Genomic DNA, 18,416 nt, shown 5'->3' on the forward strand with positions numbered 1-18,416 from the left:
ATGTTGAAAATCGGTTCACATGTATCGATGAAAGGAAAGAAAATGCTTCTAGGGGCCAGTGAAGAAGCTGCCTCCTATGGTGCAGGGACATTCATGATCTATACGGGAGCCCCTCAGAATACTAGACGTCGCCCGCTTGAAGAACTGAATATCGAAGCAGGCACTGAACATATGAAAGAACATGGCATGGAGGATATCGTCGTCCATGCTCCTTATATTATTAATATCGGAAATACTACAAAACCAGAGACTTTTCAATTAGGTGTCGACTTTTTACGTAATGAAATCGCCCGTACTGAAGCGCTGGGTGCGAAACAAATCGTGTTGCATCCTGGTTCCCATGTCGGTCAAGGAGTAGACAAGGGGATTCCGAAAATCATTGAAGGGTTAAATGAAGTCTTGCACAAAGACCAAAGTGTCCAAATCGCCCTTGAAACGATGGCTGGAAAAGGATCGGAGATAGGGAGAAGCTTTGACGAACTTGCCCAAATTATCGATGGTGTGACAATGAACGAAAAACTTTCCGTATGTATGGATACATGTCACATCCACGATGCAGGATATAACGTCGTAGAGGATTTTGACGGTGTACTGAATGAGTTCGACAAAATTGTTGGACTTGACCGTTTGAAAGTGATTCACGTAAACGACAGCAAGAATGCTCAGGGCGCAGGAAAAGACCGACACGAAAACGTTGGTTTTGGGCACATCGGTTTCAAGGCACTTCATCAGGTCATTCACCATCCGGCATTAAAAGATCTGCCTAAGATTCTTGAAACTCCATATGTCGGAGAGGACAAGAAAAACAAAAAACCTCCATACCGGTTTGAAATTGATATGGTTAAAGAAGGAACTTTCGATGAAAACCTAAAAGATAAAATCATGGAGCAATAATCGGATGTGAAAACGCGTTGGTATTCCCGCCAAGAAAAAATTGAGATATGCATAGAAAAAAGCAGGAAGCTTCCTGCTTTTTTTCGTCTGGAAAATGGTGGTACATGAGCGCCAAAACTCTCGGGGTCTTAAGCAAGCTCTTTGCTTTGGTAAAAAACCGCCACTTCAAAGATTTACTTAAGCTGGTCTAGGCTGGTCAAGCACTTGCGCTTTTGTTTATTTCAGCCAATCTTCCACACCATACTCCTTCGCGATCTTCATAAGTAATTGATTCACTGCTCGTGCTGTATCTTTTGAAGTGATACTCGCAAGTTTTTTCAGCATTCTCTTCCGGCCCTCTGGATCGAAGGGGTTCTCCTTATTTTTCTTCAAAGCTTTCACTATGGCTGCGGCTTCTTGTTCGGATATAGAAATGCGGTACTTCTTACTATAGAAAAGTAATTCATTTACGGTTAGTTGTTTCAACTTTTGGGTAATGAACTGTTGTGCCACATTTTTCATTGGCTTATACTCCCTCTCTCCTTATTTAGTACACCATATGAAAAGTGGGAAGGATATGTGTTTTTGAAAAATCATGTGATTGAGTATATCAATTGAAATACACCAGGCAATACTATAGTGTAAGCCAATGGGTCCAAATGGGTACTGCTCAACAGTGCCGATTTTGCAGGAACAGCGAAGGAGTGAATGAAATGAAGGAGAATCCCTTTTTAATGAAATCGGGTTTAGCGATGCTGCTCGTTGCAGTAACATTCTTTACTGTGCACCAATGGAACCAGAAAGAGGAAAAAACTTTAGCTGAAAAGAATCAGCAATTAGAAAATAAGAACGAAAAGCTTGTCACAGAAAATGATCGATTAAAGTCAACCAACGATTATTTGAAAGGGCAGCCTGTGGAAACAAGCGAGAAAAATGGATATCACACATGGCCTGCTATAGAAAAGAAGGCAGAACAACTGGTCAAAGATAGTGGTGGAGAATTCAAAAAGTCATGGGCGATGTATTTAGTGAGGGAGTCCAAGCGTTATGAAATCGATCCCTCTCTCGTTTACGAACTGTTAAAAGTGGAAACGGGGGGAACGTTTGATCCAGAGCTTGTAGGGCCTGAGACAAAGTATGGACACGCTTATGGAATGTCCCAGTTCATGAAGAATACTGCTCCATGGATTGCTGATATGGCTGACTTACCTTATGAAGATGAGCTTTTATTCGATCCTTATTATTCCATGCAATTATCATTAGTTTATTTAGATTTTCTTAAAAGCAAGTATGAAAATTGGGACGAAGCTTTAACGGCTTATCATCGAGGGATGGGTGGTCTAGAGCAATACAAGGAAGAAAATGGACATGCTGAAAGCTGGTATGCGGAAGAAATTCAAGAAAAAGCAGACACACATACAACAGTAGCTATAGCTAAGTAAGCTTCTGTATTTCCATTTGAGTAATTCAGTTATAGGGCGAAACCACATTTCGGAGTCCCCTCATCTGGATTATTTTTTTATCCAAATGGTAAAAAAAACCTTCCCATCAACTTCCTGATGTAAATGGAGATAATCTTCACATACTAATCATGATTCTCCAAACAGAAAGGGAGGTTTTCGCATGTATGATCCGAAAAATCCTGAAGAGAATCAGGAAACAGAAAAAGCTCCACAGCATGGTGATGAGATAGAACAAGTGCACCATGAATCGATGGATGAAGAAGTTCACGAGGAGCCAACAACTGAGCAAGTAATTAATGAAGCCTTTGATACTATGCAGGAACAAGATTTCAGAAGGGAAGAGGGCTATGATCAGGTAGAAGCAGTCGATGATCATGGTCGCGGACCTAACCAACCTGTATACGGAGATAGTTATGAAGAAGAATTCGCTCAAGAAGCGGCAGTCGGCCGTATAGATGAGCCTATGCACAATGAAGAGCAGGAAACGACCATGGAGGACAACGTAAATGCTGGAATGGGATGGTTGGGGTTAACAGCAGCTATCCTATCCTTTTTCTTCGCTCCATTGATCCTGGGTGCAGCTGGCATAATCTTAGGAATCGTCGGGAAGCGACGTGGAGCAGATACACTAGGGAATATGGCGATTATCGTCAGTATAGTTTCTATCGCTTTTTCCTTATTCTTCGCACCGTTTTATAACTTGATTTAATTATTTTGCCGGAAGTATCAAATAAAGGGGCGGACCATTATGGTCCGCCCCTTTATTTTTAGGATTGTTTTAATTTTTCTTTTTCAAGTCGTTCTTTTTCATAATGTTCTTCAGCCAGTTTGTCGACTTCTTTTTTCAGCTCTTCTACCATAATATCTTCTGGAACCTTACGGATAATCTCACCATGTCTGAATAGGAGTCCTTCACCACGAGCTCCGGCGATTCCGATATCCGCTTCACGTGCTTCTCCCGGGCCATTGACGGCGCAGCCGAGCACAGCTACTTTTATGGGTGCTTTGATGTTTTGAATATATTCTTCGACTTCATTAGCGATGGAAATCAGGTCGATTTCAATTCTTCCGCAAGTAGGACAGGAAATCAGTGTAGCTGCATTGGAAGCTAGACCATATGATTTGAGAAGTTCTTTTGCTACTTTAACTTCTTCCACAGGGTCCGCACTTAAACTGATTCTGACAGTATTCCCGATGCCTTTACTCAAAATCGCGCCTAGCCCTGCAGCGCTCTTCACTGTACCTGCGAAAAGCGTTCCGGATTCTGTAATGCCGAGGTGGATCGGATACTTGAAAGCAGCCGCCGCTTTTTCATAGGCTTCGATAGCCAATTTAACATCTGAGGCTTTCAAGGATACAATGATATCATGGAAGTCTAAATCCTCAAGAATCTTGATATGGTGCAATGCACTTTCAACCATCCCATCTGCAGTCGGATAGCCGTACTTTTCAAGAATGTGACGCTCAAGTGAGCCCGCATTTACACCAATACGAATCGGGATCCCCTTTTCCTTTGCAGCTTTTACAACTGCCTCTACCTTTTCACGCTTGCCGATGTTTCCAGGATTGATCCTGATTTTGTCGGCACCGCCTTCAATGGCTTTCAATGCTTTTTTATAATCGAAGTGAATGTCTACGACGAGTGGGATATTGATGCGTTTTTTGATTTCTGGAATTGCATCAGCCGCACGGTCATCCGGACATGCCACACGGACGATTTGACAGCCAGCTTCTTCTAATCGTTTGATTTCAGCTACTGTTGCTTCCACATCGTGTGTTTTCGTTGTAGTCATGGATTGGATGACGACCTCATCCGCTCCACCTATCGTTACGTCCCCGACTTTGACGGGACGAGTATCTTTTCTGTGTGTAATTGCCATTTAGAATCGCTCCTTTATATTTTCACAAAAAGGTATGCAAGATGTTTTTCCAACCTTCATTATAAGGGCTATCTTCTCAAATGAGAAGTCAAGTCACTTAAATAAAACCGTTCACACTTAAAATTAATGTGAATCGGAATCAAAGATGTATAAATTATATCATGAGACATTGGTGAAAAAAATTGATAATGTTTGAAACAAACCGCCACCTTTGCACGTACATATAGTATTCAGGGAGAGGATGTGAAACCCCGTGTTTTCTTATGATTGGATTGCTTTATTCATCACTTTATTAGGAACGATGTTTTTGATTGGTGAATTATTAGTTAATATGCGTGGCTTTTTCGCTTTGATCGGTTTTGGTTTCATTACTGTATATTTTTCAAGTTACCTTGCTACAGATATGTTTATAGTCATGATGCTTGTATATTTTCTCGGTATCGTTTTAGTAGTGATCGATGGAAAACTGATAAACGATGGTACACTCGCCACTATTGGCGGCGTAACAATGATTATAGCTGTAGGTTTCAGTGCGCCGAATTGGGTAGCAGGGATGTATAGTGTCATTGGTGTCATCCTTGGCGGCGCAGCGTCTTTACTTTTTTTGAAGGTGTTCAAGCGGAGGCAGATGTGGACGAAAATGACGTTAAACAATCAACTTTCTTCAGAAATGGGCTACAATTCGATGAAAGAAACTTACCAATTTCTAAAAGGAAAGATTGGTAAAGCCAGGACTGATATGAGACCAGTGGGAACAATTCAAATCGAAGGTGAAGATTACAGTGCTGTCTCCAATGGTCAGTGGATTTCAAGGAATGACAAGATAGAAGTTGTATCAGTGGATGGAACAAGAATACTGGTCAAAAAAATCGAGGACAACTAAATCACTGCATTGCTGGACATCATTACTTGGTTGTACAACCAAGTAATGATGTTTTTTCATATAAGACCCAAGTATGGAAATCGAGCGCATATACCCTTTCCAGTTCCAACGCCTGGCCATGTTTATATTATTTTACAAAGGAGATATTGATAGAGAGGGTTTTCTTTAGTTATCACTAACACCCAGTCTTTTTTAATTTTACTAATTCTCAGTATAATATGAACTTTATGAGGGTATTAGGGGAATGTAAATTTATTGTTAAGATTCATTATTATCCTTTACAACAATAAATCCATCGTTAATAATGAATGAGGTGTTTTAAAGAGAAATAATTTGTAGAATCTTGGATGAGGAAAGGGTGGAGAGTAAATTGGATATCGATGTGCAAAAGATGATATTTGAATTCATCGGTGGACTGGGTATTTTCTTGTTCGGCCTTAAATACATGGCTGATGGATTACAAAGAACAGCTGGGGATCGGTTGAGGGAACTATTGGACCGTTTTACGCGAAATCCATTAATGGGTGTAATCGCAGGTACAGTTGTTACAGTATTACTTCAAAGTAGTAGTACCACAACCGTGTTGACAGTCGGTTTAGTTAACGCCGGGTTTATGACATTCAGACAAGCAATCGGCGTCATCATGGGTGCAAACATAGGTACGACAATGACAGCATTTATCATCGGTTTTGATATTAAAGCATATGGACTTCCTATACTTGCAGTCGGTGCGTTCTTATTATTCTTTTTCAAAAGTAAAAAAGTGGCGAACATTGGACAAACATTGTTCGGTTTTGGTGCGCTATTCTTCGGCTTGGAAGTTATGAGTGGAGGGATGAAACCTCTTCGATCAATGCAAGCCTTCCAGGATCTTACCGTAAGTATGAGTGATAATCCTATTTTAGGAGTTATTGTCGGGACATTGTTTACAGTAATCGTCCAAAGCTCCAGTGCGACGATCGGTATTTTGCAACAGTTGCTGGGAGAAGGTTTGGTTGATCTTCAGGCAGCCATACCAGTACTTTTTGGTGACAATATCGGAACGACCATCACAGCTGTCCTTGCTTCGATCGGAGCAAGTGTAGGGGCGAAGCGTGCTGCTTTTGCCCACGTCATATTCAACGTACTTGGTGCAACTGTATTCTTGATTCTCCTGGTACCTTTCGAAAGGTATGTGAACTGGCTGCAAAGCACAATGAACCTCGAGGCGGAAATGACCATCGCCTTTGCCCATGGTTCTTTCAATTTAGCGAACACAATTGTACAATTCCCATTTATTGCAGTCCTGGCATGGATTGTCATTAAGTTAGTGCCTGGGGATGAATCTCTCATCGATCATAAACCTCAGCATCTGGACCCTATATTTATTGAACAATCCCCATCGCTCGCTTTGGACCAAGCCAAAGAAGAAGTGATCCGCATGGGTGAGTATGCTTATAAAGGACTGGAAGAAACAAGCCTCTATCTAAATAATAAACAACAGAAACACTCGGAAGTTGCGATGCAGATTGAAGATGCATTGAACAACTTAGATCGGAAAATCACCGATTACCTGGTGGATTTATCACAGGCATCGTTATCTGATGAAGAGAGTCATAAGCACTCTGCTTTGATGGATTCAGTACGTGACTTAGAGCGTATTGGCGACCACTTTGAAAACATCATTGAGCTCATCGATTATAAAAACTCTAATAAAGTAAACCTTACCTCACAGGCGTATGAAGATTTAAATACAATGTTCGACCTGACATTAATGACAGTGAAACAAGCAACAAAAGCTCTTGAAAATATGAGCAGAGAAGAAGCATTAGCTGTCGTACAGAAAGAGAATGAATTGGACCGTATGGAACGCAGTTACCGTAAGAAGCATATCATCCGTTTGAATGAAGGTGTATGCACAGGGCAAGCCGGTATCGTCTTTGTAGATATGATAAGCAACCTTGAGCGTATCGGTGACCATGCGGTGAATATTGCAGAAGAAGTACTCGGAGAAAAAGAAAGTTTATAGTTAAAACATGTAAGACGGATGTTTTACACATCCGTCTTTTGTGTTATTTCCTTAAAAAATCCTTGAAACCTTCACGGCAACATGCTATATTATTTTTGTCGCTATTTTAGATAGCAAAAACTTATTGACGAAAATACGGATAAGTGGTATATTAATAAAGTCGCTTAAGAGCGATTCTTAAAATATGGCGGTGTAGCTCAGCTGGCTAGAGCGTACGGTTCATACCCGTGAGGTCGTGGGTTCGATTCCCTCCACCGCCACTATCATTTACATATTTGAAACATGGCGGTTGTGGCGAAGTGGTTAACGCACCGGATTGTGGTTCCGGCATTCGTGGGTTCGATTCCCATCAGCCGCCCCATGTGGACCCTTAGCTCAGCTGGTTAGAGCTATCGGCTCATAACCGATCGGTCGCAGGTTCGAGTCCTGCAGGGTCCACCACATTTTCATACGGAGGAGTACCCAAGTTTGGCTGAAGGGAGCGGTCTTGAAAACCGCCAGGGGCTTTACGGCTCGCGGGGGTTCGAATCCCTCCTCCTCCGCCATATACATATACCAAACCGTGTGTAACTTCTTTAAAGCATGTTATGAAGTGAAAAATAATTATGGCTCGGTAGCTCAGTCGGTAGAGAAGCCGTGAAACTAACTTCTTTGAATTAAACATCCTTGCAGGCTTTGCGAGGAGCGTAGGCTTCACCGAAATCACTTGCAACGAGACGAGCACAGAACACCTTCGAATTAGCATCGAATCCAGATGAAGTGCGAAAGTAATATGAAAAATTTTAATCTTATCATGGCTCGGTAGCTCAGTCGGTAGAGAAGCCGTGAAACATCTTAGAATTAAACATCCTGCAGGCTTTGCGAGGAGCGTAGGCTTCACCGAAATCACTTGCAACGAGACGAGCACAGAACACCTTCGAATTAGCATCGAATCCAGATGAAGTGCGAAAGTGATATGAAAAATTTAATCTTAATTATGGCTCGGTAGCTCAGTCGGTAGAGCAACGGACTGAAAATCCGTGTGTCGGCGGTTCGATTCCGTCCCGAGCCACTATTTAAAAACAAGCCAGCTGGCTTGTTTTTTTATGTTTGAAATTTGAGTGTAAGGGAATTCTTAATAGCGGGAGAGAAGTTCTTCTCTTCTGATGCAAAAAATTTGCAAGTCATTTTCCGGTTTGATAATGTAAAGTGAGAAGCAGTTGCTTCTGGTTTTACATATTAATTTAAAGGAGGAGTTACATTATGGCTAAATTTGAACTACCAGAACTACCTTACGCTTATGATGCGCTAGAACCAACCATCGATAAGGAAACAATGAACATCCACCATACGAAACACCACAATGGTTATGTCACGAAACTGAACAACGCGCTTGAGGGTCATGCAGATCTTCAAGACAAATCATTGGAAGAACTGCTTTCCAATAACCTTTCAGTTGTACCTGAAGACATCCGTACTGCTGTACGTCGTAACGGTGGCGGTCACGCAAACCACAGCCTTTTCTGGACAATTATGTCCCCGAATGGCGGCGGTGAGCCAACAGGTGATCTAGCAACGCAAATCAATGATGCCTTCGGAAGCTTTGATCAATTCAAAGAGAAATTCGAAGAGACGGCTAAAGGTCGTTTCGGTTCCGGTTGGGCTTGGCTTGTAGTCAATAATGGAAACCTTGAAGTAATCGATACACTTAACCAGGATTCACCGATTATGGAAGGTAAAACTCCAATCTTTGGTCTTGATGTTTGGGAGCATGCTTATTACCTGAACTATCAAAACCGTCGTCCAGATTACGTTTCAGCATTCTGGAATGTAGTGAACTGGGAAGAAGTATCCAAGCGTTTTGACGCTGCTAAATAAGAGTAAACACTGGATAGAGAGGTGCGGGTGAAATATCCGTACCTCTCTTTTTTGTATATCTCCTTTTGTTCTGACAAGACTAAGTATGAACAAAAAGGAGACATGAGTATGGTGAGTAAGCTGCGAGCGTGGCTCAGCCACGAAAATGTATCAAAAGATTTATTGTTGTTACTTCTCATTGGAGGCTTATACTCCTTAGGAATTTTCCTATCCAGTACATTTGTGAATATTTATTTATGGAAGCAATCCAATAGCTATACGGATATCGCTTTATATAATTTAAGTATATATGTGTTGCAGCCGTTGACGTTCATTTTTGCGGGGAAATGCGCCAAGCGTATCGATCGTGTCATAGTTTTGAGAACAGGAGTCACTGTTTTATCTTTGTTTTTTTTGACCGTATTGATTGTAGGGGAGCGTGCGGCTACATTTAACATTATGCTTGGTTCGTTACTTGGGATAGGGTATGGGTTTTATTGGTTGGCCTATAATGTCCTGACTTTTGAAATTACAGAACCTGATACAAGAGATTTTTTCAATGGGTTTTTAGGAGTTCTTCAATCATTTGGAGGGATGTGTGGTCCTCTTTTGGCTGGATTCATCATTTCCCGGTTAAATAATTTTACAGGGTATACGGTCATATTCACCATTTCATTTGTTATGTTTATTGTGGCTGTTCTTGTCAGTTTAGGTTTATCCAGAAGAAAAGCGAAAGGGAATTTTTCTTTTCGACGGATTATTAATGAACGGGAAAATAATCCGAACTGGAGACGTATTCTGAATGCACATGTCGCCCAGGGTTTTAGAGAAGGAACTTTTTTGTTTGCTGTTTCTATATGGATTTTCTTGATGACGAAGGATGAATTGTCTCTAGGTGTCTTCAATTTGGTTTACTCAGGATTCTCATTTTTGTTTTTCTTTCTTGTCAGCAGATGGGTCAAGCCGCGTCGACGTAAAAAAGCAATATTCATATCAGGTTTAGCACTGTATTTGAGTGTAATTATTTTGCTTTTCAGTGACACGATGACTTTGTTATTGATTTATGGGGGCATCGCCGGAATCTTTTTCCCGCTTCTGTATGTGCCGTACGTTTCATTGACGTATGATGTCATCGGGAAATCATGGAATGCTGCAGAAATGAGAATCGAATATATAGTGGTGAGAGAAATTTTCCTCAATTTTGGACGTGTGCTGTCTATTATTGTTTTCCTGTTGGCTATTACGGTCATCCCACCCGAAACAGGGATTCCATATATTTTACTTCTTGTCGGCGGAGGCCATTTCCTTATTTACTTTTTCATCAAGGGTATCGATACGAAAATCCCTCCTGCGAGTCATAATTGAAACCATTCTCCCATGAGCTTCGTCTATCCTATAGTGAAGAAAAGATGCTATAATGGATAAAGGATTTTTAATGAAGGAGAGGAGTTCATGGGAAAGAATAAAAAGAATAAACATAAACAGAAATCACACCTTCCTTTCCGGCTGAACGTGGTGTTTTTTGTTGTGTTCCTATTGTTCGCGGGGATTATTTTACAGCTCGGTGTCGTTCAAATTCTCAATGGGGAAGAAGCCCAGGATGAAATTGACCGGACAGAAAATACGACCACCAGCATTCCTGTCCCTCGCGGGGAAATGTATGATCGATATGGACGAGTGATGGTTGATAATCAACCTTTATACTCTATTACATATACACCGCCAAAAGGTGTGCAGCCTGATGATAAGCTTGCCCTCGCAGAGGAAATGTCCCAGTACATTGATATGGAATTTGAAGATAATTTGACAGATAGAGACTTACGGGAATATTACTTTTTGAAAAATGAAGAAGAAGTACGATCACGTATCGAAGAAGAGGATACTTCAGACCTCGATAATGGTGAGGTGTATCAACTTCAATTGGACAGCATAACAGATGAGGAAATCTCTGGTTTTGATAATCAGACGAAAGAAGTCATCGCAATCAAGAAAGAATTGGATCGAGCTTATGCGCTTGCTCCGCATGTTGTGAAAAATTCCAACATTTCAGAAAAAGAATATTCAACAGTGGCTGAAAATTTGGCAAAACTTCCGGGCATCAACGTAACCTCAGACTGGGAAAGGACATATCCCTACGATTCACTCTTCCGTAGTTATATCGGGAGTATTACATCAAGAGAGCAGGGTGTTCCACGTGATCAGCTCGATTATTTCATGTCTTTAGACTATAGTCGGAATGATCGTGTCGGCACAAGTGGTCTGGAACAGCAATATGAAGAGGTCCTGCGAGGGACGAAGGAGAAAGTTCAATACGAAACAGATAAGAATAACAATGTCATCGACTCTAAAGTGATCCGGGAAGGTCAACGTGGGAAAGATATCGTTCTTTCAATTGATATAGAATTTCAGCAAAGAGTAAACGAAATCCTTCAGGACGAATTACTTAACGCCATCAGTAAAGCGCCTGGAGAGAACCGTCATTTAAAGAATTCTGTTGCAGTTGTGTCCAACCCGAATACAGGAGAAATTCTCGCGATATCGGGTCAGACTTATAATCGGAATCCAGAAAAAGGGGAGTCGCGTTTTACAAATACTTCACACCAGGCTGTTTATAACGCATACACCCCAGGGTCTGCTGTAAAAGGGGCGACGATTTTAACTGGTCTTCATGAAGGGGCCATTTCACCAGGTACCAGAGTCAACGATAAGAAAATTAAAGTCGGAACCGATGCTCCAAAAGGTTCTTATACGCCGAATATAGGTGTAGTCAATGATATTCAAGCATTGCAGCAATCGTCCAATGTTTATATGTTTTTCCTGGCGATGTATTTAGGTGGCGAATATAGCAACAGATATACAATGCCGAATTTGTCATTGAAAGAAGGAACGTTTGAGAATTTCGTCTATAATTTCAACCAATTCGGTTTAGGGGTGGAGACAGGCGTGGATTTCCCTTATGAAGGGATAGGAGTCGAAGGAAATCCAGATACACCAGGTAAGATCCTTGACTTTTCAATCGGCCAGTTCAGTACCTACACCGCCCTGCAGTTGAATCAGTATGTGTCAACGATTGCAAATGGTGGGGATAGAATAAAGCCCCGACTGGTGAAAAGCATACATGAACCATCCATCACAGACGATCTTGGAGCTGTTTATAAAGATTATTCTCCACAAGTTCTGAATCAATTGGAGATGAAACAATCGTACATTGAACGAGTGCAGGAAGGTTTCAGACAGGTCTTCCAGACGAACCAGGGGACAGCGAGCAGTGTTTTTTCAAAACAACCTTATGCTCAATATCGAATGGCAGGTAAAACGGGGACAGCTGAGGTAACGCAGTATAAACCGGACGGAAACGGTGGCACAACCATAATAGAAAACTTACTAAATAAGACTCTTGTCGGTTATGCACCTTATGATGATCCTGAGATTGCCTTTTCCATTATCACACCTTATTTAGGTGATCAAGCAACAAGTACGTTTAATGTAAGCAATAACATCGGAGCCCGGATTGGTCAGGCTTATTTTGAATTGAAAGAGGAGCGAGCAGAGAATGGAATCGAAATGAACAATAGTGAGGAAGCAGAAGAAGAGGAGTGATACGATTTGTATCACTCCTCTTTTTTTTGGTTAGTTGTACGGGGTTAGTGGTTTGAAAAAGCAATGGCTTTTTACAAAAATCCAAAGTTCGTAAATTATTCTACAAAAAACATCAATTTACAAAACCTTAACGTTTAGTTCATATGTGATTAAAACTCTCCCTTTAGTATAGAAAATGTGAGTTGGCCAAGCCGTCAACAACAAATACAAATGATGATAATAGGGGGAGAAAGGAAATGAAAGCTTTAAAGAATTCAGCACTGATGTTTGTATTCATCCTGGTATTGGGAGCACTGGCAGCATGTGGTGGCGGATCTGAAGAAGGATCAGCTACTGAAGAAGATAACGGTTCAACAGATGGTTCTGAAGAGGTATCCGGAGCAATCGCTATCGATGGTTCGTCAACTGTATTTCCAATCATGGAGAGCTTGACATATTCTTACAATCAAGAGAATCCTGACGTCAACGTCACTGTGAATACTTCAGGTTCTGGTGGTGGATTTAAAAAATCCACGGTTGGTGAAATTGATCTAAGTAATGCTTCTCGCCCGATTAAAGAAGAAGAAAAAGCGACAGCTGAAGAAAATGGTATTCAGCTGGAGCCATTGGAACTAGCTTATGACGGTATATCTGTAGTGGTTAGTCAACAAAATGATTTCGTTGAAGAGCTTACTATTGAGCAATTAAAACAGATATTCTTAGAATCTTCCGACGCAACGATGTGGTCCGATATTAACCCTGATTGGCCGGAAGAGGAAATCAAAATATTCAGTCCTGGTCATGATTCTGGTACTTTCGACTATTTCAATGAAGTTATTCTTGAAGAAGAACCGATGAGAGAAGGCGAAAACACGACATTATCTGAAGACGATAACGTTCTTGTACGCGGAATTAAGAATGACCCTAATGCAATCGGATTCTTCGGCTATGCCTACTATGCGGAAAATAAGGACAGCTTAAAAGTTCTAGGGATTTCTGAAGATGGCAATGAAGCTGTAAAACCGAATGGTGAAACAATCCAGGACGGTTCTTACACACCATTATCCCGTCCCCTATTCACATATGTGAATGTGGACTCTTATAAAGAAAAACCTCAAGTCAGAGATTTCGTTGAATTCACTTTAAATAATGCTGCTAAATCTGCTGAGGAAGTTGGTTATGTAGCATTACCAGAAGAAAAATACCAAGAACAGCTTGAAAAAGCTCAAAGCTGGGCTGAATAATCAAGCATGAAAACTGAAGGAGGAGGGTGAGACTGTTACTGGTCTCACCTTGCCTTATGGATGAGAGGAGTTTTAAGGATGGGCAAAGGTTTAGAGGGAAAATCGATTGATGTCCAACAGATGATTGAAGAAAATAAAAATAGTAGAAGTATTGGAGAGATAATAGAGAAAGTCATTCCATACTTTCTGCTTCTTTGCGCTGCTGTAAGTGTGCTCACTACAGGCGGTATTCTTTTTACTTTACTGAGAGAATCGATAGGATTTTTCTCAGAAGTCAACCTTATCGATTTCTATACTGGAACACAATGGTCTCCATGGTCTGGTGAATATGGAGTTGCCCCACTGATTGGTGGGACTTTACTCATCACATTGATTGCTACACTTGTAGCCGTACCTTTGGGGTTGATGTCAGCCATTTTTTTGAGTGAATATGCAAACGACAAAGTAAGACGTGTAATTAAACCTGTCCTTGAAGTATTAGCAGGAATACCGACTGTCGTTTACGGTTATTTTGCTTTAACGTTCATTACTCCAATGTTTCAATCGATCATCCCTGACTTAGGTATATTTAATGCTTTAAGCGGTGGTTTCGTAGTCGGAATCATGATCATCCCAATGGTCGCCTCTTTATCAGAAGATGCGATGAATTCTGTTCCTAATGCACTGCGCGAAGGTGCCTATGGATTAGGAGCTACGAGGTTGGAAGTTGTGTTCAAAGTTGTACTTCCTGCAGCATTCTCCGGAATTGTAGCATCAATTGTATTAGCTATTTCCCGTGCAATCGGAGAAACAATGATTGTAACCATTGCTGCCGGAGCCACACCGAATCTGACTTTCAATCCTACAGAATCCATTCAAACGATGACAGCATTCATAGTACAAGCAGCGACAGGTGACACAACGTTCGGCTCCACGATTTATTATAGTCTGTATGCTGTGGGTCTGACTCTATTCATCTTCACTCTTGTGATGAACTTGATTGCACAATATATTTCACGCAGGTTCAGGGAGGAATATTGATGTTTGGAAAAAATGAACAATCGATCAAGAAGCGAATGGAAGGAAGAGTGATTGCGAATAAAGCGATGATGGTTTTATTCGGATTAGCTACTACCGTCGGTCTTGTGTTTTTAGTACTGCTCTTTTACCGTGTGTTGACTCAAGGAATTGGATATTTAAGTTGGGAATATATTTCAAACTTTCCTGCCCCTTACCCTGAAAAAGCAGGAATTTATGCAGGTTTAATCGGATCTATTTTCTTAATGGTTATCGTTGCAATCTTTTCCGTCATTATCGGAGTTGCCACGGCAGTCTATTTAGAAGAATATGCACCGAAAAATAAGGTTACTGAATTTATAAGGGTAAACATTCAAAACTTAGCAGGGGTACCATCTATAGTGTTTGGACTTTTAGGATTGACGTTTTTCGTTTATATGTTCAACTTCGGCTATACGTTAATAGCTGGTGGTTTGACAATGGCTCTATTGATTCTTCCTGTTATTGTCGTGGCGGCGCAGGAAGCTGTTCGGTCAGTTCCCGGAGAAATCAAGGAAGCTTCCTACGGTATGGGAGCTTCGAAATGGCAGACTATTGCCCGTGTAATTCTGCCAGCAGCCATACCAGGTATACTCACAGGAGCCATTATTGCACTGTCCCGGGCAATCGGTGAGACAGCTCCATTGATTATTGTGGGGGCTGCCACAGCCATCTATACACTGCCAGATTCATTAATAGCTAAGTATACGGTTATGCCGATTCAGATATATAACTGGACGGGCCGGCCCCAGGAAGAATGGCAATTCGTTGCAGGAGCAGGAATCATAGTATTGCTAGCGGTTCTGCTGCTTATGAATTCAATTGCTGTGTTCATCAGAAATAAATATCAGCACCGTCTTTAATTTGGATGAGGAGGGTTTCATAATGAATAAAGTTATGGAGAAGAAACCGAAAGCTAGTGGTGACAAGGACAATCGGGTGATAACGAATAGTCAAAAGAAACCAAACCAATTGGAAAATATCATTGAAGTGAACGACTTGAATTTGTGGTATGGATCTGATCAAGCTCTTTATGAAGTGAATATGAAAGTGCCGCAAGAACGTGTGACAGCAATCATCGGTCCATCTGGATGCGGGAAGTCGACTTTTCTGAAGACATTGAACCGGATGGTCGAAATGGTTCCAATCGTGAAAACTTCCGGATCGATCAAATATCGCGACCAAAATATTTTCAATAGCAAATTCAAAGAAGAATACTTGCGTACAAAAGTCGGAATGGTTTTTCAAAAGCCCAATCCGTTTCCGAAATCAGTCTATGATAACGTAGCCTATGGTCCAAGAATCCACGGCATTAAGAAAAAAGAGGTTTTAGACCAGATTGTCGAAAAGAGTTTGAAAGATGCTGCGATTTGGGAGGAAGTGAAGGATCGCCTTCATGAAAATGCTTATGGTTTATCCGGTGGACAGCAGCAACGTGTATGTATTGCCCGTGCTTTAGCTGTTGAACCTGACGTCATTCTCATGGACGAACCGACATCTGCATTAGATCCAATTTCTACAGCAAAGGTAGAAGAACTGGTTCAAGAACTTAAGAAGAAATATAGCATCATTATCGTTACGCACAATATGCAGCAGGCTGCCCGTATTTCTGATAAGACAGCTTTCTTCTTAAATGGTGAACTGATTGAATTCGCAAATACTGATGACTTGTTCCAGAACCCTCAAGATAAACGAACAGAAGACTATATCACGGGACGTTTCGGTTAAAATAACATTCAGGGGGAAGTCTCATGTCCATTCGTGCTCATTTTGAAGAAGAACTAAATGATTTGAAAGAACAGATCAAACAATTATCTATTGATACAAAAGAATCTTTGGACGCTGCTATTCACGTCCTTTATGCAGCAGATGTAGAAGGTGCCAAAAGGATTATGGAAGAAGATAGCATCATTGATCAAAAGGAAGAAAAAATTAATGATGATGCGATTTTGATGTTAGCCAAACAACAACCTGTAGCAAGGGATTTGCGGAGAATCATTATTGCAATAAAAATATCTTCAGACTTAGAGAGGATGGCTGATCACTCTACGAATATTGCCAAAGCGACCATTCATCTCGGGAAGAGTCATGGAATAGAAGTTACTCCAGATTTGAAGCAGATGGCGATCATGGCAATGGACATGGTGGACCTTGCTGTCAAAGCTTTTGAATATGAGGATATTACTTTGGCAAGTAAACTGGCTGAGTTGGATGATGTCATCGATGAAAAGTATGGGTCGATTGTAAAAGAAATGCTGGAACTTACAGCTGTGAACCCTGAACAGATTCAGCACATTATGCAAATGGCTTACATTGCCCGTTATATCGAGCGTTTTGCAGATCATATCACGAATATTGGTGAGAATGTCTTCTATTTGGTCAAAGGTAAAACGTACGATTTAAATAATTAGAGCATGAAAAAGCTTGGATCATTCAGATCCAAGCTTTTTTCCATATCGAAAGCTATTTAGACGTAATAGCTTCAGCAATTTCTTGATGAGTCATTCCTGAATTCAGAGTTGCTTGTCCTATTTGGATAAATCGACTGTAATCATTTTCTTTCATGAAGGTTTCAAAAGCATTGGCATCATCGATAATATTAGCCTGTTGCAGCTTTTGACTGATTTCTGTTGAGTTTGTCCCACTTACAATATCGATAGAAAAAGTGACATGGGTGCTCTTTTCTTTTTCCTTATCGCTCGATCTAGCTGTAGTTTGTTGCTGAGCTTCCCATTCTTCATTGCTTACAACGTGGTACCCGTCCTCTTCTAATTGAGAAATCATTTTCTCTGTCCCAAGGGATTTTTCCTTCACCTCGACAGAAGGCTCTTCTGAATTCCAATAGGTGATTCCGACAACAATGGCAGCTGTTAATAATCCTATAGAATAAGAACGGATCAAATGCTTCATTATTGGACACCTTCGCTTTTTTGCTGTTGGACCAATGATTGAATGTCATGTTCGCTCAAATTCGTCTGTTTAGCTATGTAATGAGGCTTATATCCTTTTTTATACATAGAAAGGACCGTGTCTACAAGAGGTAACTGTTTTGATGTTTCTGGCTTGGGAGCAGGCTGTTTCATGATTTCTTCTGTTACATCTTCTGCTAGCAGCTCTTCTTCCAATACCTTCATCTTTTTCTTCATCTGATAATTGTTTTGCATCATCGTCATCGACACCTGCTCAATTTGACTTTCAATCCCCTTCATACGATCATTCATGAAAAATGAGAGAATGAATAAAACGATGGCGACGGCTGCAATTGTTCCTAAAGCATATAACAAATTGATCACTCCTTATTTGTTCCACGTTTATTTATATCATAGATATACTTGCATGGCTATGGGACTTTTCATAGGTTTTACGTGAATATCCACTTGAAAGGGGGCAGTGTTTTTGTTATTATAAACAAGTCTGATAATGTGGATAAGACAGTGAAAAGATTGATTAGGAGGAATAATGATGCGCGTAAACATTACACTTGCTTGCACTGAAACTGGTGACCGCAATTATATTAGTACAAAAAACAAGCGTAAAAACCCTGAACGTTTGGAGCTTATGAAATATAGCCCACGCGTAGGGAAACACACGCTTCACCGTGAAACTAAGTAAAAC

At 40.9% G+C, this 18,416-nt stretch carries 18 protein-coding genes and 5 tRNA genes; 19 read left to right on the forward strand and 4 right to left on the reverse strand.

Annotated features, from left to right (window positions below; genetic code table 11):
• On the forward strand, positions 1–894 hold the full coding sequence (locus HLI_RS18820; RefSeq protein ID WP_128526440.1) for a deoxyribonuclease IV: 894 nt from the start codon (positions 1–3) through the stop codon (positions 892–894).
• Between the two features lie 216 nt (positions 895–1,110).
• On the opposite strand, the gene HLI_RS18825 is transcribed toward HLI_RS18820, so the two are convergent.
• Positions 1,111–1,395, reverse strand: coding sequence for a DUF2624 domain-containing protein (locus tag HLI_RS18825; RefSeq protein WP_128526441.1), 285 nt, complete (start codon positions 1,393–1,395; stop codon positions 1,111–1,113).
• Positions 1,396–1,586: 191 nt separating this feature from the next.
• Here HLI_RS18825 and HLI_RS18830 point away from each other — a divergent pair, with 191 nt between their 5' ends.
• Together HLI_RS18830 and HLI_RS18835 are read left to right on the forward strand one after the other, a co-directional pair.
• Complete coding sequence (locus HLI_RS18830) at positions 1,587–2,315, forward strand: transglycosylase SLT domain-containing protein (RefSeq protein ID WP_241655887.1); 729 nt, start codon at positions 1,587–1,589, stop codon at positions 2,313–2,315.
• Between the two features lie 181 nt (positions 2,316–2,496).
• Positions 2,497–3,045, forward strand: coding sequence for a nucleoside recognition domain-containing protein (locus HLI_RS18835; protein ID WP_128526442.1), 549 nt, complete (start codon positions 2,497–2,499; stop codon positions 3,043–3,045).
• 58 nt (positions 3,046–3,103) lie between these two features.
• Here the strand turns inward: HLI_RS18835 and ispG are convergent, their stop codons facing one another.
• A complete protein-coding gene (ispG, locus tag HLI_RS18840) occupies positions 3,104–4,216 on the reverse strand; it encodes a flavodoxin-dependent (E)-4-hydroxy-3-methylbut-2-enyl-diphosphate synthase (protein ID WP_128526443.1) in 1,113 nt (370 codons plus the stop codon).
• Positions 4,217–4,469: 253 nt separating this feature from the next.
• On the opposite strand from ispG, the gene HLI_RS18845 reads away from it, so the two are divergent.
• The 15 genes from HLI_RS18845 (at position 4,470) to phoU (ending at position 17,212) form a co-directional block, all read left to right on the forward strand.
• The gene (locus tag HLI_RS18845) at positions 4,470–5,099 is read left to right on the forward strand and encodes an NfeD family protein (protein ID WP_128526444.1); all 630 of its coding nucleotides are present in this window, start codon (positions 4,470–4,472) and stop codon (positions 5,097–5,099) included.
• A 370-nt stretch (positions 5,100–5,469) separates the two neighbouring features.
• Complete coding sequence (locus HLI_RS18850; protein ID WP_128526941.1) at positions 5,470–7,107, forward strand: Na/Pi cotransporter family protein; 1,638 nt, start codon at positions 5,470–5,472, stop codon at positions 7,105–7,107.
• Between the two features lie 186 nt (positions 7,108–7,293).
• Positions 7,294–7,367: transfer RNA gene (locus HLI_RS18855), tRNA-Met, on the forward strand.
• Positions 7,368–7,392: 25 nt separating this feature from the next.
• A tRNA-His gene (locus HLI_RS18860) sits at positions 7,393–7,468 on the forward strand.
• 3 nt (positions 7,469–7,471) lie between these two features.
• A tRNA-Ile gene (locus HLI_RS18865) sits at positions 7,472–7,548 on the forward strand.
• A gap of 11 nt (positions 7,549–7,559) precedes the next feature.
• Positions 7,560–7,652: transfer RNA gene (locus HLI_RS18870), tRNA-Ser, on the forward strand.
• A gap of 433 nt (positions 7,653–8,085) precedes the next feature.
• Positions 8,086–8,158, forward strand: a tRNA-Phe gene (locus tag HLI_RS18875).
• Positions 8,159–8,349: 191 nt separating this feature from the next.
• Positions 8,350–8,964, forward strand: coding sequence for a superoxide dismutase (locus HLI_RS18880; RefSeq protein ID WP_128526445.1), 615 nt, complete (start codon positions 8,350–8,352; stop codon positions 8,962–8,964).
• Positions 8,965–9,072: 108 nt separating this feature from the next.
• On the forward strand, positions 9,073–10,308 hold the full coding sequence (locus HLI_RS18885) for an MFS transporter (RefSeq protein ID WP_128526446.1): 1,236 nt from the start codon (positions 9,073–9,075) through the stop codon (positions 10,306–10,308).
• An 87-nt stretch (positions 10,309–10,395) separates the two neighbouring features.
• Positions 10,396–12,543, forward strand: a complete 2,148-nt coding sequence (locus HLI_RS18890) for a peptidoglycan D,D-transpeptidase FtsI family protein (protein WP_128526447.1) — start codon at positions 10,396–10,398, stop codon at positions 12,541–12,543.
• A gap of 236 nt (positions 12,544–12,779) precedes the next feature.
• A complete protein-coding gene (locus tag HLI_RS18895) occupies positions 12,780–13,766 on the forward strand; it encodes a PstS family phosphate ABC transporter substrate-binding protein (protein ID WP_128526448.1) in 987 nt (328 codons plus the stop codon).
• 78 nt (positions 13,767–13,844) lie between these two features.
• The gene (pstC, locus tag HLI_RS18900; RefSeq protein WP_128526449.1) at positions 13,845–14,786 is read left to right on the forward strand and encodes a phosphate ABC transporter permease subunit PstC; all 942 of its coding nucleotides are present in this window, start codon (positions 13,845–13,847) and stop codon (positions 14,784–14,786) included.
• Positions 14,786–15,664: a phosphate ABC transporter permease PstA gene (gene pstA, locus HLI_RS18905; protein ID WP_128526450.1), complete on the forward strand. Its 879-nt coding sequence runs from the start codon at positions 14,786–14,788 to the stop codon at positions 15,662–15,664. Before pstC ends, pstA begins: the two co-directional genes overlap by 1 nt.
• Before the next feature lie 22 nt (positions 15,665–15,686).
• On the forward strand, positions 15,687–16,529 hold the full coding sequence (gene pstB, locus HLI_RS18910; RefSeq protein ID WP_128526451.1) for a phosphate ABC transporter ATP-binding protein PstB: 843 nt from the start codon (positions 15,687–15,689) through the stop codon (positions 16,527–16,529).
• Between the two features lie 23 nt (positions 16,530–16,552).
• Complete coding sequence (phoU, locus tag HLI_RS18915; RefSeq protein ID WP_128526452.1) at positions 16,553–17,212, forward strand: phosphate signaling complex protein PhoU; 660 nt, start codon at positions 16,553–16,555, stop codon at positions 17,210–17,212.
• Positions 17,213–17,264: 52 nt separating this feature from the next.
• Here the strand turns inward: phoU and HLI_RS18920 are convergent, their stop codons facing one another.
• Entirely contained in the window at positions 17,265–17,711 is a 447-nt protein-coding gene (locus HLI_RS18920; RefSeq protein ID WP_128526453.1) for an endolytic transglycosylase MltG, read from the reverse strand.
• On the reverse strand, positions 17,711–18,085 hold the full coding sequence (locus tag HLI_RS21910; RefSeq protein WP_206659627.1) for a hypothetical protein: 375 nt from the start codon (positions 18,083–18,085) through the stop codon (positions 17,711–17,713). Before HLI_RS21910 ends, HLI_RS18920 begins: the two co-directional genes overlap by 1 nt.
• A gap of 178 nt (positions 18,086–18,263) precedes the next feature.
• On the opposite strand from HLI_RS21910, the gene rpmG reads away from it, so the two are divergent.
• A complete protein-coding gene (rpmG, locus tag HLI_RS18930) occupies positions 18,264–18,413 on the forward strand; it encodes a 50S ribosomal protein L33 (RefSeq protein ID WP_035509116.1) in 150 nt (49 codons plus the stop codon).
• Positions 18,414–18,416 lie beyond the last annotated feature (3 nt).

The sequence above is a fragment of the Halobacillus litoralis genome, assembly GCF_004101865.1.
GTDB lineage: Bacteria > Bacillota > Bacilli > Bacillales > Halobacillaceae > Halobacillus > Halobacillus litoralis_A.

Bases quoted from the DNA above. Each gene is read 5' to 3' on its own strand.
- ispG (WP_128526443.1), bottom strand. From the start codon at position 4,216: ATGGCAATTACACACAGAAAAGATACTCGTCCCGTCAAAGTCGGGGAC.
- pstB (WP_128526451.1), top strand. From the start codon at position 15,687: ATGAATAAAGTTATGGAGAAGAAACCGAAAGCTAGTGGTGACAAGGAC.
- phoU (WP_128526452.1), top strand. From the start codon at position 16,553: ATGTCCATTCGTGCTCATTTTGAAGAAGAACTAAATGATTTGAAAGAA.
- HLI_RS18895 (WP_128526448.1), top strand. From the start codon at position 12,780: ATGAAAGCTTTAAAGAATTCAGCACTGATGTTTGTATTCATCCTGGTA.
- HLI_RS18920 (WP_128526453.1), bottom strand. From the start codon at position 17,711: ATGAAGCATTTGATCCGTTCTTATTCTATAGGATTATTAACAGCTGCC.
- pstC (WP_128526449.1), top strand. From the start codon at position 13,845: ATGGGCAAAGGTTTAGAGGGAAAATCGATTGATGTCCAACAGATGATT.
- HLI_RS18825 (WP_128526441.1), bottom strand. From the start codon at position 1,395: ATGAAAAATGTGGCACAACAGTTCATTACCCAAAAGTTGAAACAACTA.
- HLI_RS18890 (WP_128526447.1), top strand. From the start codon at position 10,396: ATGGGAAAGAATAAAAAGAATAAACATAAACAGAAATCACACCTTCCT.
- pstA (WP_128526450.1), top strand. From the start codon at position 14,786: ATGTTTGGAAAAAATGAACAATCGATCAAGAAGCGAATGGAAGGAAGA.
- HLI_RS18820 (WP_128526440.1), top strand. From the start codon at position 1: ATGTTGAAAATCGGTTCACATGTATCGATGAAAGGAAAGAAAATGCTT.
- HLI_RS18835 (WP_128526442.1), top strand. From the start codon at position 2,497: ATGTATGATCCGAAAAATCCTGAAGAGAATCAGGAAACAGAAAAAGCT.
- HLI_RS18880 (WP_128526445.1), top strand. From the start codon at position 8,350: ATGGCTAAATTTGAACTACCAGAACTACCTTACGCTTATGATGCGCTA.
- HLI_RS18830 (WP_241655887.1), top strand. From the start codon at position 1,587: ATGAAGGAGAATCCCTTTTTAATGAAATCGGGTTTAGCGATGCTGCTC.
- rpmG (WP_035509116.1), top strand. From the start codon at position 18,264: ATGCGCGTAAACATTACACTTGCTTGCACTGAAACTGGTGACCGCAAT.
- HLI_RS18885 (WP_128526446.1), top strand. From the start codon at position 9,073: ATGGTGAGTAAGCTGCGAGCGTGGCTCAGCCACGAAAATGTATCAAAA.